This is a genomic window from Brevibacterium permense, from assembly GCF_013280495.1.
GTDB classification, from domain to species: domain Bacteria; phylum Actinomycetota; class Actinomycetes; order Actinomycetales; family Brevibacteriaceae; genus Brevibacterium; species Brevibacterium permense.
In genome coordinates, this window is sequence record NZ_JABSSX010000015.1 from 26,894 (window position 1) to 42,654 (window position 15,761).

The window sequence follows — 15,761 nt, forward strand, 5'->3', positions numbered from 1 at the left end:
TTCTATCTCGGGGGTTGTGGTCGAATCCATAGCCAGATGCCGAGTGGACAGGACTCTCGGACCCGCGGTCATCAGTCGATGGAGTCGACGTCCTGGTTTTCGTCGACGAGCTTCTCCGCCAGCGGCTCCCACTTGTCGTAGGCGTCGGGATATCCGGAGTGCTGCACTTCCTGTGCCGCGTCACCGGGTTCGATGCTCTCCCAGTTGTCGATCTGGGTCAGCCCCGGATTGTCGGTTCCGGAGTCGACGCCGTAGAAGGCTTTCGATGCGTACACGGTGTCGGTGACTTCCTCGGCCGATCCCCAGTTCATCGAGGGACGCTGCTGGAAGGCACCGGCGGAATCGCGGTCGCCTCCGTCGAGGTCATGGAGGCTCGATTCCTGCAGCGCGGTCATCACAGCGATCCTCTGTGCCTGCTCCGACAGGTCCGCGCCCTTGCCGACGCCGATGATGGTGCGCGCGTTGTCGATCTGCTCCTCGCTCAGCTCATCGGGGTCGTCGATCCCTCCGGTCGAGCCGGCGTCGGACTGGGCTGCTTCACCCTCCTGGCTGACGCCTCCGGAGATCGGGTCGGCCGAGGCCGAGGTCGCCGTTGCCAGGGAGACTCCCCCGGCGAGGACGGCTGCGGACAGTGCAGTCACCGCAAGTGTGCGCGCACGTTTCATCTGTTCTCACTTTCTCTTGATCGGGTCCTCGACCCGGTCGGCGATTCCTGGTGCGCGGCACACGTGGTGGGTTCTGCGGCATCTGCCCTGTGGTCGGCACAGGAACACCAATGCAGAAGGTGCCGTGGAATCGCCCCACACAACACTGACGGACCGATGGGCCCCGTTCAATGCAGAGAGACTTCGAGATGACTTACTCTCACCGCAACGAATCGTCACGGATCCATGTGCATGCGATCAGAGTTCGCTGAACGCCGCGCGGTCACCAGCAGTGCTCCCACCCGCCCGTGACCGGGGTCTCGATCCGCTCATCCGGCGGTTCGCAGGCGCGAGCCAGGGAAATTTCAGGCGCCGGCGGCGATCGGCGGGTGGGGGTCGATCCTCGGCGATCCTGCACACCGAGGTAGGCCCTGTGCACTCCGAGGTAGGCCATGTTCCCGAGGCGCCCTCCTCGTCACATGCATCGTCGCCGCGCCCCATGGGAGGGGCGCGGCGACGATGCGCTCAGGTGCGCGGAGTACGGTCGGCGGATCGGTGCCGCCGGATCGGCATCGGATCAGTGCCGGATCACGGGCCGATCAGATCACAGACCGTTCAGGCGGTAGGGGACGAAGCTGTCGTCCTGGTCGTACGGGTAGGAGACCTCGTGGGCGACCGAGCCGAGCGAACCGTTCTCCTCGAGGGCGTGGTAGGCGGTCTTGTCGTCGTTGGCCCAGCCGTTGAAGATCACGACGTGGCCGTTGGCGCCTTCGGTGCCGGGGCCGCCCTTCATCAAGACGTCGCCGGGCTTCAGTTCGTCCTTGTCGATCTTGTGGGAGACATCCGGCAGGGTCACGGTGTTGAGGCTGTCGTCGAGTCCCCAGGCCATCGAGACGAATCCCGAGCAGTCCATACGGTACTGCTTGCCCTGTGGATCCGGATGGGTGGTGTCCCAGTTGTAGGGCACTCCCTGGTCGACCCAGGTCTGCGCGCGGCTGATGATCTCATCGCGACGATCATCGGCCTGCGCCGAGGCGGTTCTGCCGGATTCGGCCTGCGCTGTGGTGGACTGTGCAGCCGAGGACTTAGCGGCGGGTGTTTGGTCGGCCTGTGCCGGCGCGGTGGCCATCATGGTTCCGCCGGCGAGGATTCCTGCGGTGAGAACGGTGGTCGTGAGTGTGCGCGAAATTGTCATCTTCTCTCCTGATGCTTCTCGTGTGTGCACCTATGTCGTGTGTGCACTCGTGACTTCGGAATGCACGATTTCGATTGCAGAAGTGACCCGGATCAGCTGATCGGGGCGACATCCTGATTGTCGTTGACGAGCTCGGTCGCCAATGGATCCCACTTGTCGTACTCGGCGGGGAAGGCGGAGCCCTGCACTGCTTGAGCTGCGGCTCCCGGAACCATCGTCTCCCATCCTTCGATCTGGATGAGGCCGAGGTTCGAGCCCTCGGGGTTGACGCCGTAGAACGACTTCGAGGCGTAGACCGGGTCGGTCACCTGAGCCAGAGTGCCCCAGCCCATGGACGGACGCTGCTGGAACAGTCCGGCGGAGTCGCGGTCGCCGCCGTCGAGGTTGTACAGGCTCGATTCCTGCAGGGCCGTCATCACGGCGATCTTCTGTGCCTGCGTCGACAGGTTCGCGCCCTTGCCGACGGCGATGATCGTGCGCGCATTGTCGATCTGCTCCTGAGTGAGCTGAGAGGCGTCCTGGGCGCTCGGAACCTTGCCGCCGTCGAGTGCTTTGCTGGTGAACGGAGCGGCCTCCTTTGAGACGGGCGCCGGCTCTGCGGACGCGGCGGTCGCCATGGAGACTCCGCCGGCGATGACCGCCGCGGAAAGGGCTGTCACAGCGAACTTGCGTACGAGTTTCATCAGTTCCCACTTTCCAGTTGTATCGGGCGTCGGGTCCTCTCGGCTTCCTTCCACCGAGTTCCACGTGACCCTGCTCTCATGCCCGCAATCCAGGCTGTCGCTTCAGCGGATCTTGCTCAACAAACAGACAGTCAACAGCCGATCAATGGGAATTCGACGCGACTTGAACTACAAGTTTCCCTGAGCTGACTGTTCGCTGGGCGTGAGCTCGGTTGGGTTCGCTACGCTGATCCCATGTCCGCGCCGCTGCCGCCAGACGCCGCAACCGCCATCAGGTCCTACCTGCGTGCCGCCGATCGGGTCCTGCCAGGCGGCATCATCGCCTGCGCCGTCACCGGATCGATCGCCCTCGGCGCCTATCGTCCGGGCCGCAGCGACATCGACCTCGTCGCGGTCATCGCCGATGAGTGGCTGGACCGTCCGGATCTCATTCGGCGACTGCGCCTGCTCCACCTCTCTCAGGGCCCCGCCTGACGGTAGGGGCGACGCGCGGGCGAGGTGTGAGTGCGTGCTCCAATACCGTCTTCATCGCCGAATCCGAGGTCAGTCGCCCCGTCACGCAGATCAGTCCGATCGCCTCCCATACGGGTGAGATCTTCGATTCGCACGGCGCGTTCGACGTCAATCCAGTGATCTGGAAGGAGCTCGTCGACGGCGGCATCACGGTGCGAGGACGATCGATCGCTGCATGGGATCTCGATGCGCAGCCGGAGGCTCTTCAACCGTGGATCCGTACGAATCTGCGCGAGTACTGGACTCCGTTGGCCTCACAGCTGCACGACCGACCGCAGAGAACTCCACGCGCGCTCGTCCATCGTCTCCTCACGTCCCCGCTGGGGCTGAGTGCCGGCACCGTTGCGTGGTGCGTGCTCGGTCCCGCGCGCATGCATCGCACGCTCGCGACCGGTGAGATCATCGGCAAGGAGGAAGCGGCACGTCACGCATTGGACGCATTTCCTCAGCACGCCCCCATCACCGAGGTGGCCCTGGCCAAGGTGCGCGGCGCGCGGATCTCCTCCGCACCGTCACGTGCGCAGTGGCGGGGATTGACCGCCTCGGCGATGGAGGACATGATCACCGGATCACTCGGCTGACCGACGACCGTAGTGGGTTGAGCCGCCGCCGGGAGCTCGACGACGGTTGCGGTGGTCTGGGGGTGAGCCGATCTGCCCTTATTTCGCGATGAAGTGGAGGCGCTTGTTGACGAACTCGCCCATCCCGATCGGCCCCATCTCACGACCGAAACCAGACCGCTTCACACCACCGAACGGCAACTCAGCAGCCTCCGCCGCAATCGTGTTCACATGCGTCATCCCCACCTCAAGACGAGACGCCACACGATCAGCACGGCCCTCATCAGACGAGAACACCGATCCACCCAAACCAAGGGCACAATCATTCGCCAATTCGAGAGCCTCCTCATCGCTGGACACCTTGAACACAGTGGCCACCGGTCCGAAGATCTCCTCACCATACGACTCAGAATCCCTCGGCACATCAACCAACACCGTCGGCGCATAATACGCAGCCGGGCCCTCACCCAACTCACCACCGACGAGCACACGAGCGCCTTCTGACACAGCCTTTCTCACTTGCGCGTCAACGGTCTCCGCAGCAGCACGCGACGACAGAGGCACATACTCACCCTCACCCAGATTCAGCTGATCCCCCGGCGTCAACCCGGTCCCCAACTTCACGAGCTCGGCAACGAAGTCGTCATAGATGTCGTCCATGACGATGAGGCGCTTATTCGAGTTGCACACCTGACCGGCGTTATACGTCCGAAACTCCCACGCCTCACGCGCCACCGCCGCAACATCGTCGGCATCGAGAACAACCATCGGATCGATCCCACCGAGCTCGAGCACAGCTTTCTTCAGGTTCTGACCCGCCTGGGCACCGATAATCGCACCCGCCCGCTCCGACCCGGTCAACGACACACCCTGCACCCGAGGGTCAGCAATGACCGAGGCGATCTGATCATGGCCCGCAAACAGGTGCGAGTACCCGCCGGCAGGGACACCAGCGGCGAGGAAGATCTCCTCGATCAACAGCGCCGACCGGCCACAGATGTCAGCATGTTTGAGCATGATCGTATTGCCCAACACCAGATTCGGGGCAGCGAACCGGGCCACCTGGTAGTAAGGGAAGTTCCACGGCATCACACCCAACAAAGCACCGACCGGCAGAGACTCGATCCGAGCGGTACCAGGGATGGTCGACGGGATCTGATAATCCGTGGCCAGACTCGGTCCATGGACGCCGTAGTAGTCGATGATGTCGGCAGCGAACTCGACCTCGTCAACAGACTCGGCATACGACTTGCCCATCTCCACCGAGATCGTCCTGGAGAGTTCGTCCTTGCGTTCATGGAAGATTTCCGCGGCCCTGCGCACAACCGACGCCCGCTCCTGAATATCGGTGTCCTTCCACGTCAGGTACGTGGAGTGGGCGGCAGTCACGGTGGACTCGATCTCGGCATTCGTTGCCTCGGGGAAGGTCTCGACGATTTCGCCAGTGGCGGGATTCTGAACACGATAGTTCGACATGGTTGCTCCTTCGGAAGTCTCGAGTCGGAATCGCATCTGCGCGACCGGAGACGGTCAATGGTGTGGATTTCTGGTGGGCGGTCAGTGCTGCGATCAGGGCAGCGCGCCCGGATATGGGGATCATGAGGCGATGAATGGCGTCGCTGCGGCCCCATCACCGCAGTCAGTTATCACCCATACCATCGACGGAAGCGCCCGGATCGGCGCGAACGATCATTCCGACTTGATCGTAATACAGGTCACTGAGTTTCGCCGAGGCGGCCGCCCACCGACCCGGAGATCGGTTCGTCGTCGTGGCCGCCCATCCGATAGTGCCGTAAGCGTCCTCAGCGCACCACTTCGCGGTGTGTGGTGTCGAGTCGGCGCGTCCAGCCTCGGCCGTCGAGATGTTCGAGGAGAGGGATGACGACGCGTCGGGTCGTCCCCAGCGCCTGCCTCGCCTGGCTCGTGGTGAAGGGCTGGTCGAGACCGGCGAGGATCCGCATCGCCTGCGCGGGAGTGCGCGGAGACACGATGATTCCGTCGCCGAGGCGCAGGATCCGTCCCGCCTTCTCGGCGACCGCGAGCTCCCGCGCTCCGACGCCGAGTTCTCGCAGATCATCGGCTTCTGGTGCGGCGAACGGGTCGGCTGCCAGTCGCCGTTCGATCTCGGCGATACCGGCTTCAGCGGCACCGAGTCCCGCGGTATGCCCGGGCGGGTGGACCATTCCGTCGCCGGCCTCGAGCCCGGCGCGGGAGATGACTTGGTTGAGCAGTCGGCGAGTCGCGGCGTCAGTGCCTTTGGGCAGGGGCAGAGTCGGCCCAGCGTGCGCTGCCGACGTGGCATCGCTCGTGGTCTTGCCACCAGGCCTTCGATTGGAGTCCGAAGCTCGGCGCAGTGTCTCGGCGACGGCCTTGACGGGCACTCCCGCGGCCATCGGCGAGGCGGCGAGCTCGCGGCTGACCAGGGATTTCGTCGCTTCGACCCAGGAGGTCAGCGTCGGCGAGTGGACGAGCCAGCCGCCCACATCCTCAACGCCGGCAGGCAAGGATTCGTCATCGGGCACCTGCAGACCGAACCGGGTGAGGACGGTGCGTTCGACGGCTCCGCGGCGGGCCACCTCGGCGAGGACATCGCCATTCACGGGACGTTCGGAGAGCTCCCGAGCCCGCCTGGCGCCGTCTCCTCGTCGGGACAGTTCGGGCGGATCGACATCGAGCACGAGGAGTCCTGCGAAGACGTTGCGGCTGCCCGGGGCGCGAAGCACGATCCGGTCGCTGACCTGCAGCGGAAGGGGCCGATCGAGGGTGAGCCGGGCGTGGTCGGCGTCGAAGGATCGCAGCCGGGCGGGCACGGCGGCGGTGCCGATATGGGCCATGAGTTCGTGGATGCCGGAGTCGAGGGCCTCGCCCATGGTGCGGCGCACGTCGATCGCATCGACGATCGGCCAGGCTCCGCTGGTGAGCAGGGCGTCGCCGCGGTGAAGGTCGTCGGCGGGGACGTCGCGGAGGTTGACGGCCACGCGGGCCTGCGGGACCACCTCGGTGGTGGTGGAATTCCGGGACTGCAGACCGCGCACGCCCACGGTCCGGTCGATGGTCTCTCCGCGCAGCTCGACTGTATCGCCCGTGGTCAGGGCGCCTGCCGTAAGCGTTCCGGTGACGACGGTGCCGGCGCCCTTGATGGTGAAGGCTCGGTCGATCCACAGTCGCACCCTCCCCGAGGTGGTCGGAGGCTCGGCCGTGGCCGTGACCTCGTCGAGGGCGCTGATGAGTTCGGGCAGGCCTTCCCCGGTTGTGGCCGAGACCGTGGCGATCGGCGCTGCTTCGAGTGGTGTTCCACGCAGCTGTGCTCTGACCTGAGCCTTTGTGGTCTCGACGGAGTCGGGGGCGAGGTCTGCCCGGGTGATGACGACAAGGCCGTGGGTGATGCCGAGCGCATTGATCGCGTCGCGATGGTCAGTCGATTGGGCTTGCCAGCCCTTGTCGGCGGCGATGACGAAACAGGCGATGGGGGCGGGTCCGAGCCCGGCGAGCATGTTCGCGAGGAACTTCTCGTGCCCCGGAACGTCGACGAAGGCGAGTTCGCGTCCCGAGGGCAGGGTCGTCCAGGCGAAACCGAGGTCGATGGTCAGTCCGCGCTTCTTCTCTTCGGCCCACCGGTCGGGTTCCATCCCGGTCAGGGCATTGACCAGCGTCGACTTCCCGTGGTCGACGTGCCCGGCGGTAGCGATGACGAAGGTGTCAGGCATTGTCAGCACGGACTCGTTTGATGGCGGCAGCGATGCGGTTGTCTTCGCTTTCGGACACGCAGCGCAGGTCGACGAGGCATCGTCCCTGGTGGACGCGAGCGACGATCGCGGGAGCGCCGAGGCGCAGCGGTTCGGCACAGTCTTCGGGCAGCTCGATGGCCCAGCCGGGCAGGGGCACCCCGGGGGCTCCCCCGCCGCCGACGCGGCCATCGTGTTCGACGACCGTGGCACCGACCGCCTCGGCGAGTTCTTCGGTGCGCTGGCGCAGATGGTTCGGATCCATGTGGAGGGCGTCGTGGATCGGGTTCGCCGTGTGCGTGATCGTGGCTTCGAGTGCGGCGAGGGTGAGTTTGTCCGTGCGTAGCGCTCTGGCCAAAGGGTGTTTGGCCAGTGTCTGCACTGCTTCGGTGCGGCCGAGGATGAGGCCGGCCTGCGGGCCGCCGAGGAGTTTGTCGCCGGAGACGATGACGAGGTCGGCGCCGGCGCGCAGGGCAGTGTCGATGTCGGGTTCGTCGGGCAAGGCAGGGTCGGGGGTGAAGAGTCCGGAGCCGAGGTCGACGATGAGCGGCAGGTTGTGCTCGTCGGCGAGTCCGCGCAGGTCGGTCACCTCGACGGATGAGGTGAATCCTTCGACGCGGAAGTTGCTCGTATGGACCTTGAGCAGGCAGGACGTGACGTCGCTGATGGCGTCGGCGTAGTCGGCCAGGTGCGTGCGGTTCGTCGTGCCGACTTCACGCAACCTGGCGCCGGTGGTGGTCATGAGGTCGGTGAGGCGGAAGCCGGCGCCGATTTCGATGAGTTCGCCGCGGCTGATGATGATCTCGCCGGAACCTGTGCTGCGACCGCGCATCGCAGTGACGGCCAGCAGCAGGGCGGCCGCACCGTTGTTGACCACGAGAACATCCTCGGCGGCCGGGCTGGCCTGCAGCAGGGCGGCCTTGACTCCGGTGCCCCGCTTGCTGCGTTTGCCGGTGCCGAGGTCCATTTCGACGTCGACATATCCGGCGGCTTCGGTGATGGCCTGGGATGCCGCAGGTGAGAGCGGCGCCCGGCCGAGGTTCGTGTGGACGAGGATGCCGGTGGCATTGAGCACTGGGGCCAGGGAGGAAGCCGAACGGGAACCAAGCTTGGAGGTGATGGCGGGGGCCACCTCGGCGACGGGGATCTCACCGGCCCGGGCGGCGTTCTGCACCTCGGAGATGATGGCCTTGATGGTCGCCTGGTTGAGGCGCTCACCTGCGGCGACGACCTCGGGAAGGGCGAGGAGATGATCCGTGCGCGGAATGGATCGACGCAGGTCGGACTCGACCATCTGACCTCCTCCTCTGTGCGGGGCCACGGCGGCGCCGCTTGGTCGGCGGGACCGCGAAACGGTTGGCGGAGGCGGACGGGAATCGAACCCGCCAGACCGAGATACTCGGTCTCACTGGTTTTGAAGACCAGGGCGCCCACCAGGACACGGACGCCTCCATCGGTCATCCTATCGCGGGCGTGGGCGAGTGCTCACAGCAGACAGCGGAGCAGGTCGCTCTTCTCGATGTGCACGCCCATCGGACTTCGTGACGGTCTCGTCACGTGAGTGTTAGTCTCCGGGTATGACTGCTATTCAGGACCGTCTGACCTCGTTCGCCCACGGCGGAGGATGCGCCTGCAAGATCCCGCCGGGTGAACTCGAGGACGCGGTGCGCGGCCTGATCGGCCAGCCCGGCCCGGATGTCCTCGTCGGCCTCGATGACGGCGATGATGCCTCGGCGGTGCGAGTCCGTGACGACCTTGCCGTGCTCTCGACGGCGGACTTCTTCACCCCCGTCGTCGACGATGCTTACGACTGGGGTCGGATCGCTGCGGCCAACGCGCTCTCCGACATCTACGCGATGGGCGGGACCCCGGTCACGGCGATCAACCTCGTCGGGTGGCCGCGGGAGAAGCTGCCGATGGAGCTGCTCACCGAGGTTCTGCGCGGCGGACTCGACGTGGCAGCGCAGGCGAACTGCCCCGTCGCCGGCGGACATTCGATCGACGACCCCGAACCGAAGTACGGCATGGCCGTGACCGGTGTGGCCCACCCGGATGAGCTCATGCGCAATGACGCCGCCGAGGCGGGGCTGCCCCTGACATTGACCAAGCCGATCGGCGTTGGGATCCTCAACAATCGCCACAAGGTCACTGGTGAGACCTTCGATGAGGCAATCGCCACGATGACCGCGCTCAATGCCGAAGCGTCACGGGCGGCCGTGGCTGCAGGCGTACGAGCGGCCACGGATGTCACCGGTTTCGGCCTGCTCGGGCACCTGTTCAAGATGGCCCGTGCCTCAGGAGTCGGAGCGGTCATCGATGCGACCGCGGTGCCCCGCCTCGACGGTGTCGATGAGTCTATCGCTGACGGGTACGTTTCGGGTGGAACCAGGCGAAACCTCGACTGGGTGCGGCCGCATCTCACCGCCGATGATTCCGTGACCGAGGACGACCTGCTTCTTCTGGCCGATGCACAGACCTCCGGCGGGCTGCTCGTCGTCGGCGAACTGCCCGGACACCCGATCATCGGCGAGATCGTCTCCGGCTCGGGCGTGCACGTGCGGTGAGGGCTAAGGCCGGAGCCGGGCCTAAACACCACGTGATTGCATTCCTAAACACCGTTCAGCCGAACAAGCTGGACTTGGAAACGCTGTCAAGCAACGGCATTGACTTCCATAGCCTCGCCGTAGTGCACGCTTATAAAAGCACTAGGATCCTCTGCATCGTCCAGTATTTACTCGGGTCCGGTGTTTTCAGGCCAGTTCTACACTCTCTGAGCCCGCAAAAGCCGTACTGGATGACGGTTTCAACTTCTAATCTCACCATTGCGAAACGTGGGCAAGTTCAGAGCTGAAGATTTGCCATCGCTTTGCGCCCATCTTCGACGGCCCGGCGGGAGGCCTCGAGACTTTTCATCGACGTAGCCAATCGCTCCAACCCTTTCTTCTCCACGCGCGATCCGCCGATCAACTGCTGAAGTCTTAGACCTCGAAGGCGAAGTCGGTCGCGTTGTTGGTCGAGCCCAGCTTCGAGATTCTCCAATTGCTGATTGAGACCCCGCAGATCCTCACGCAATTGCTGCACCATGCTGCCACCGGCTGTCCTGTCGACCAAGGCGCTGACACTACCCCCACTGAAATCACCAGTTTCGAGGGAAGCGTCAGGTCCTTGGCCTGGAGCGGGCCGTCTCGGTAGCTGGCCAGGGCCGGGGGTCGGCCGCGCCCGGAGTAAGCCGGGAACTCGAAGGTGGCGTCGGCCGGGCCGTGCCGTCCATCTCGGGGCTGCCCCCGCCCTGGTCGAAATCCAGCACTACATCACCCAGCCCTACGGTGACGACATGACCGGTTCCCGGGACTACTACGAGCATGGTCCACCTTAATCGCCGGCCCCCACGACCTGCCAGAAGGGCGGCAGATTCCCCGAACTCAGGCCGCCGAAGTAGCAGAGGTGCGTGCTTCTTTACCGGTTCATGCCTCGTTCTTGGTGCCGGGCCTAAGCGCAGCCTTCGTGACTGATCCGGAAGCCACGTCAGCGAGAGCGTCGTTGATCTCCTCCAGGGAGTAGACGGAGAGGATGGAGGCCAAGTCGTGGTTCTTGACGAGCTGGGGCAGCGACTTGACGTACTTAACGTAGTGGGCCGGAGCAAACCCCCACGATCCGAACACCTTCAGTTGCTTTTTGGTGATCAGATGCGGGTTGATGGGCGTGGGCCCATGGTCCGTGTATTGGCCCAGCACCAATAGCTGCCCATTTGGACGTGCCAAGTCGATGGACTCGGCTACAGCTGAGGGAACACCGGCACACTCGATGACCACGTCTGCCCCTCCGCCATGCGGGGTGAGCTGTCGGAACGCGTCCAGACGTTCCGGAGCGGTCGGGTAAGAGTCCATATCAACACCCGCGTCTGCAGCCCCTATTTGTAGCGCCATTTCAATGCGAGAGGTGGGCCCGCCAAGTATCACGACAAGTGCAGCACCCATGGCTTTGGCATACATGGCGGAGGCCAGGCCCACGGGTCCAGCGCCCTGAACGGCGACGACGGACCCCGGTTCAATCTTGAGGTTCTCGACCACCCCATGGATTGCCGTTGGACCGGCACACCCCAAGGTGATGACCTCCTCGAAACTCACCGAGTCAGGGATCTTGATGATCGTTGTTCCGGCCTCCAGGACTATCATCTCGGCCCAACCCCCCTGCAGGTGGGGGAAATCTGATGCACGACGATTAATGCCATAGATTTTCCGATTCAAGCACAGAGTCGGTTCCTTGAGCACTAGGCACTCGTGGCAGGAACCACAAGGGATATTGTTCGCCCATACCACCCGGTCGCCCACCGCAAGGGGTTGTCCTTCGACGTCTGTGGTGAGGCCATCGCCTAGCTTCCGAATCCAGCCGACGGCCTCGTGCCCCATCGCCAGGGGCAGCGGGACATTCAGGTGTCCAGTTCGAAGATGGACGTCCGTTCCGCAGATTCCTCCTAATGCCACCTCGACGAGGGCGCCTCCAGGAGAAGGTTGGGAATCCGGAAAGTCCTGCAAGGTGATGGGTCCATTGATTTCTTCGAGAACAGCAACTTTAGGCACAGGTTTCTCCATTTGATCGGGTACGGGTCTGGTCTGTCCTCGTGGACAGGTAGGACTTACGTGAGGGGCTTGGGATGATGCCGCGGGCCGGAGGTGCAGACGCTGCTAGCGTCCGCCGCTACCGCCAACCGCCGGCTCGGTAGACACCTGAGGGGTTGGCTCCTGGTGCTTTCGGCTCAATGCGATCGCCACGAACCCCACGAGTGCCGCGATGGAGACATAAAGAGCGATGGACATCGACGAGCCTGTGTTCTGAATCAAGGTCGCGGCGATCACAGGAGCCGGCGCCGAGGTCACGATGCCTCCGATCTGATAGGCCAGCGAGGAACCGGTGAAACGCACCTCCGGTTGGAAGAGTTCAGGGATGAAGCTGGCGACAACGGCATAGGCGGTGGCGTGAGCAATCGGTAATGCCAGAATCATCGCCACGAGGGCGCCCAGAGGCTGGCCGGTGTCCACCAACCAGAAGACGGGGAAAATGAAGAGCGCCACCATGACGGCGCCGGTCAGCATGATCTTCTTCTTACCTACCCGATCCGCAATGACGGCCACCAACGGAATCGTGAAGACCGCGAGGGACGACGCGACGATCAAGGCCACAAACACGGCATCCCGCGAGAGTCCAGCATGATCAGGCCCGTAGCTCAGCAGGTAGACCGAGGAAATATAGAAGATGATGTTCGGCGAGGCCAGCGTGAAGATACCGAGGAGCAGAGGCCACCAAGCTGTCCGCAGAAGTTCGAACAGGGGGATACGAACTTCTCGCTTGTCGGCCTTCATCTTCAAGAACTCAGGCGATTCTGTAATGCGCAAACGGATGAACAGGCCCACCACAATCAGCGCAGCCGAGATCCAGAACGGAACGCGCCAGCCCCAAGAGTGGAACGCAGGCTCATCCATCATTTGCATGAACAGGAAAATCGTCGAGGACAGGACGAGGGCCGCAGGCACACCTGACTGTGTCCAGGAAGCGTAGAAGGCTTTCTTGTTCTGGGGGGCATGTTCGAGGGCCATGAGGACAGCCCCGCCCCATTCGCCGCCCACTGCGAGGCCCTGAAGGAAGCGCAGGGCCACGAGAAGAATAGGTGCCCAAATACCGATGGCGGCATAGTTGGGCAGGAAGCCCACCAGGACCGTCGACACCCCCATCAACATTAGTGACCAGACGAGAATCGTCTTGCGACTGACCTTGTCGCCGAAGTGGCCGAAAATGATGCCACCGAAGGGACGGGCGATGAAGGCCACGGAGAATGTGGCCAGCGAGGCGAGAGTCCCCGCTGCAGGGGACAGGTCCGGGAAGAATTGGTCGTTGATGACCAGTACCGCCGCCGTGCCGAAGATGTAGTAGTCGTACCACTCAATAGTGGTGCCGATCATGGAGGAGCCGGCTACGCGCCTCACCCGAGCCCGATCGGATTGCTTAGTCGTTGTCATTGTTCTCTCCCCATCGCTAGCGCGAGGTCACTTCTTTGTAGGTTGGATTACAGCTATGATGACTTGCATGTAACGTGTAAGTCAACTTTCGAGCACTAAGTTCCTAGTGCCGGTTCATGTCACCGACATCCTGGAAGGATCCGTTCCTCATGAAGCCATCAAACTGGACAACCTTGTCCGCGCCCCACGGTCAGATCGATGTGCCGACCGGGCTTTTCATCGGCGGAGAATGGCGTTCTGCGTCGAACAGCAACACCTTCGATGTTCAGAACCCGGCCGATGAGACGGTCATCGCCGCAGTGGCAGACGCGTCACTGGAGGATGCGTTGGAGGCCCTTGAGGTCGCTACCAGGGTCCAGAACGAGTGGGGAACGACGACAACCCGTCACCGCTCGAACATCTTGCGTCGCGCCTATGATCTGCTGCTCGAGCGCAAGGAGGATATTGCCTGGGTCATGTCCTTGGAGATGGGTAAGCCCCTGGCTGAGGCCCGCGGTGAAGTACAGGTTTCTGCCGACTACATCCAGTGGTATTCCGAACAGGTCCCCCAGCAGCGGGGTGGATACAGTGACGCCCCCAACGGTGGCTACAAGATCATCACCACTCACCAGCCGGTGGGCCCGTCTTATCTCGTCACGCCGTGGAACTTCCCGCTGTCGATGGGCGCGCGCAAAGCCGGTGCTGCCCTCGCCGCCGGTTGCACTGTGCTCATCAAGCCCGCAGCACTCACGCCGCTTTCGACCCACATGTTTGTGCAGCTTCTCCATGACGCAGGAGTTCCCCAGGGAGCACTCAACCTCATTACGACCAGTTCTGCCTCGGGCCAGTCGAAGGCCCTCATGTCGAGGCCAACGTTGCGTAAAGTCAGCTTTACTGGATCGACCGCAGTCGGAACGACACTGCTCAAGCAGGCCGCAGATCACGTGATGACCTCCTCCATGGAGCTTGGAGGAAACGGGCCGTTCATCGTACTCTCCGATGCTGATCCAGTCGAGGCTGCAGCCGGCGCAGCGGTAGCGAAGTTCCGAAACGCAGGTCAGGTGTGCGTCGCCGCGAACCGGATCATCGTGGAGAAGTCGGTGGCACCCGCATTCCGAGAGGCTTTCTTGGCCAAGGTCGCCCAACTCAAAGTCGGCCCGGGCACCGAAGACGGCGTTGACGTGGGACCCCTTGTCGATGGGAACCAGCGCAACAATGTCCAGAAGTTGCTCGAGGATGCCATCGATCAGGGTGCAGTAGTCATAGCAGGCGGCGAGGCCGCACCCGGTGCCGGATACTTTTTCGCGCCGACCGTGGTCGCTAACGCCTCTTTGGATTCTGCCCTCGCCACCAAAGAAATCTTCGGGCCGATCGCGTCCATCTACGAAGCGGAAAGCGATGATCAGGCGATTGAGGCCGCGAACAACACGCCGTTCGGGCTGGTTTCCTACGTCTACACGCGCGATATCACCAAGGCAATTCAGGCAGCGGAACGCCTCGAAAGCGGAATGGTTGGCATTAATCGTCCCGTAGTCGCGGACCCAGCCGCGCCGTTCGGTGGCATTAAAGCCTCGGGGCTTGGGAAAGAAGGCGGTCACAGCGGCATCGAGGAGTACCAGATCGAAAAATATATCGCGGTGACCGTATGACCTGCGAGGCAACAAATGTGTCTACGGCGGGCGCCCATGGCGGGCGGAGTTGTACTCAGCATTGCTCCGTCAGCCAATTGATGGCTTCGTCGGCGTCGACCTCGCCGAATTCGGGACGATTCCGCGTTTCCTGGCGAATCAAGATTCGGACGGTATTGGCAATGTGTCGCGATAGGGCACGGCCGACGGCCACGGCGTCCCCTCGGCGGTATGCGGCGATGATGTCGGCGTGGTCATCAAAGCACTCCATCGCGGTGCGCGAGGTGGGGACCGTACCTACTCCGGTGCTGAGCACGAAGTCGCGCTCCTCCTGGAGCAGCTCCCGCGCCTTGTCGTTCCCGGCGCCGGCCATCAAAGCACCATGGAAGTCACGATCCGCGCGCAGGACGGCTCCGGGGTCGCCCGACTCCGCCGCGACACGAAACAGCTCCACGGCGGCCTCGAACTCCGCCACGGAACTGTCTGTCTTCAACTGTGTTGCACGCCGAGACATCGGAACCTCGAGCATCAACCGCACTTGGAACACCTCGATCAATGATTTGACTGAGGTATTGAGCACGCGCACCCCGCGGTTCTTCTCGATGATGACCATGCCGCGCCGCGAGAGGACCTGCAACGCCTCACGGATGGGCGTACGAGACACGCCCAGCTGGCGAGCCAGCTCTGAACCGGTGTACAGCCGGTCAGGGACCAAGTCGCCCTTGATGATGGCGCCCCTGATCGATTCAACAGCCTGATCGGTCAAGCTCACACCACGACTGACGGTATCCATTCCTCCAGTATCCCAAATCCAGCACCA

The 15,761-nt window shown here is 63.4% G+C and carries 14 protein-coding genes and 1 tRNA gene; 4 read left to right on the forward strand and 11 right to left on the reverse strand.

The window, feature by feature from the left end; all coding sequences use genetic code 11:
• Positions 1-71 precede the first annotated feature (71 nt).
• The 3 genes from HK353_RS14945 to HK353_RS14955 all read right to left on the reverse strand — a co-directional run bounded on the left by HK353_RS14945 (position 72) and on the right by HK353_RS14955 (position 2,522).
• Positions 72-641: a hypothetical protein gene (locus tag HK353_RS14945; protein ID WP_342589956.1), complete on the reverse strand. Its 570-nt coding sequence runs from the start codon at positions 639-641 to the stop codon at positions 72-74.
• A gap of 607 nt (positions 642-1,248) precedes the next feature.
• Positions 1,249-1,839 carry an NlpC/P60 family protein gene (locus HK353_RS14950; RefSeq protein WP_173157410.1) on the reverse strand — a complete coding sequence of 197 codons (591 nt, stop codon included), beginning with the start codon at positions 1,837-1,839 and terminating at the stop codon, positions 1,249-1,251.
• 92 nt (positions 1,840-1,931) lie between these two features.
• Complete coding sequence (locus HK353_RS14955) at positions 1,932-2,522, reverse strand: hypothetical protein (RefSeq protein ID WP_173157412.1); 591 nt, start codon at positions 2,520-2,522, stop codon at positions 1,932-1,934.
• Positions 2,523-2,756: 234 nt separating this feature from the next.
• Here HK353_RS14955 and HK353_RS16855 point away from each other — a divergent pair, with 234 nt between their 5' ends.
• Both HK353_RS16855 and HK353_RS14960 read left to right on the forward strand, forming a co-directional pair.
• Positions 2,757-2,996, forward strand: a complete 240-nt coding sequence (locus tag HK353_RS16855) for a nucleotidyltransferase domain-containing protein (RefSeq protein WP_217278509.1) — start codon at positions 2,757-2,759, stop codon at positions 2,994-2,996.
• A gap of 26 nt (positions 2,997-3,022) precedes the next feature.
• Positions 3,023-3,616: an aminoglycoside adenylyltransferase domain-containing protein gene (locus HK353_RS14960; RefSeq protein ID WP_217278510.1), complete on the forward strand. Its 594-nt coding sequence runs from the start codon at positions 3,023-3,025 to the stop codon at positions 3,614-3,616.
• 78 nt (positions 3,617-3,694) lie between these two features.
• Here HK353_RS14960 and HK353_RS14965 read toward each other — a convergent pair whose 3' ends face one another.
• The 4 genes from HK353_RS14965 to HK353_RS14980 all read right to left on the reverse strand — a co-directional run bounded on the left by HK353_RS14965 (position 3,695) and on the right by HK353_RS14980 (position 8,772).
• Positions 3,695-5,071 carry an NAD-dependent succinate-semialdehyde dehydrogenase gene (locus HK353_RS14965; protein WP_173157414.1) on the reverse strand — a complete coding sequence of 459 codons (1,377 nt, stop codon included), beginning with the start codon at positions 5,069-5,071 and terminating at the stop codon, positions 3,695-3,697.
• A 326-nt stretch (positions 5,072-5,397) separates the two neighbouring features.
• Positions 5,398-7,302, reverse strand: a complete 1,905-nt coding sequence (selB, locus tag HK353_RS14970; protein WP_173157416.1) for a selenocysteine-specific translation elongation factor — start codon at positions 7,300-7,302, stop codon at positions 5,398-5,400.
• On the reverse strand, positions 7,295-8,614 hold the full coding sequence (gene selA, locus HK353_RS14975) for an L-seryl-tRNA(Sec) selenium transferase (protein WP_173157418.1): 1,320 nt from the start codon (positions 8,612-8,614) through the stop codon (positions 7,295-7,297). The genes selB and selA overlap by 8 nt, the downstream gene beginning before the upstream one ends.
• Positions 8,615-8,677: 63 nt before the next feature.
• Positions 8,678-8,772: transfer RNA gene (locus HK353_RS14980), tRNA-Sec, on the reverse strand.
• Positions 8,773-8,897: 125 nt separating this feature from the next.
• On the opposite strand from HK353_RS14980, the gene selD reads away from it, so the two are divergent.
• On the forward strand, positions 8,898-9,884 hold the full coding sequence (gene selD, locus HK353_RS14985; protein ID WP_173157420.1) for a selenide, water dikinase SelD: 987 nt from the start codon (positions 8,898-8,900) through the stop codon (positions 9,882-9,884).
• 277 nt (positions 9,885-10,161) lie between these two features.
• On the opposite strand, the gene HK353_RS14990 is transcribed toward selD, so the two are convergent.
• The 3 genes from HK353_RS14990 to HK353_RS15000 all read right to left on the reverse strand — a co-directional run bounded on the left by HK353_RS14990 (position 10,162) and on the right by HK353_RS15000 (position 13,277).
• A complete protein-coding gene (locus HK353_RS14990) occupies positions 10,162-10,431 on the reverse strand; it encodes a hypothetical protein (RefSeq protein WP_173157422.1) in 270 nt (89 codons plus the stop codon).
• Positions 10,432-10,784: 353 nt separating this feature from the next.
• Positions 10,785-11,900 (reverse strand): zinc-binding dehydrogenase, encoded by a 1,116-nt coding sequence (locus HK353_RS14995; protein ID WP_217278511.1) that lies wholly within the window; start codon positions 11,898-11,900, stop codon positions 10,785-10,787.
• A gap of 105 nt (positions 11,901-12,005) precedes the next feature.
• A complete protein-coding gene (locus HK353_RS15000; protein ID WP_217278512.1) occupies positions 12,006-13,277 on the reverse strand; it encodes an MFS transporter in 1,272 nt (423 codons plus the stop codon).
• 173 nt (positions 13,278-13,450) lie between these two features.
• Here HK353_RS15000 and HK353_RS15005 point away from each other — a divergent pair, with 173 nt between their 5' ends.
• The gene (locus HK353_RS15005) at positions 13,451-14,962 is read left to right on the forward strand and encodes an NAD-dependent succinate-semialdehyde dehydrogenase (protein WP_245396064.1); all 1,512 of its coding nucleotides are present in this window, start codon (positions 13,451-13,453) and stop codon (positions 14,960-14,962) included.
• Between the two features lie 55 nt (positions 14,963-15,017).
• Here the strand turns inward: HK353_RS15005 and HK353_RS15010 are convergent, their stop codons facing one another.
• A complete protein-coding gene (locus HK353_RS15010) occupies positions 15,018-15,734 on the reverse strand; it encodes a GntR family transcriptional regulator (RefSeq protein ID WP_173157428.1) in 717 nt (238 codons plus the stop codon).
• Positions 15,735-15,761: the final 27 nt, after the last annotated feature.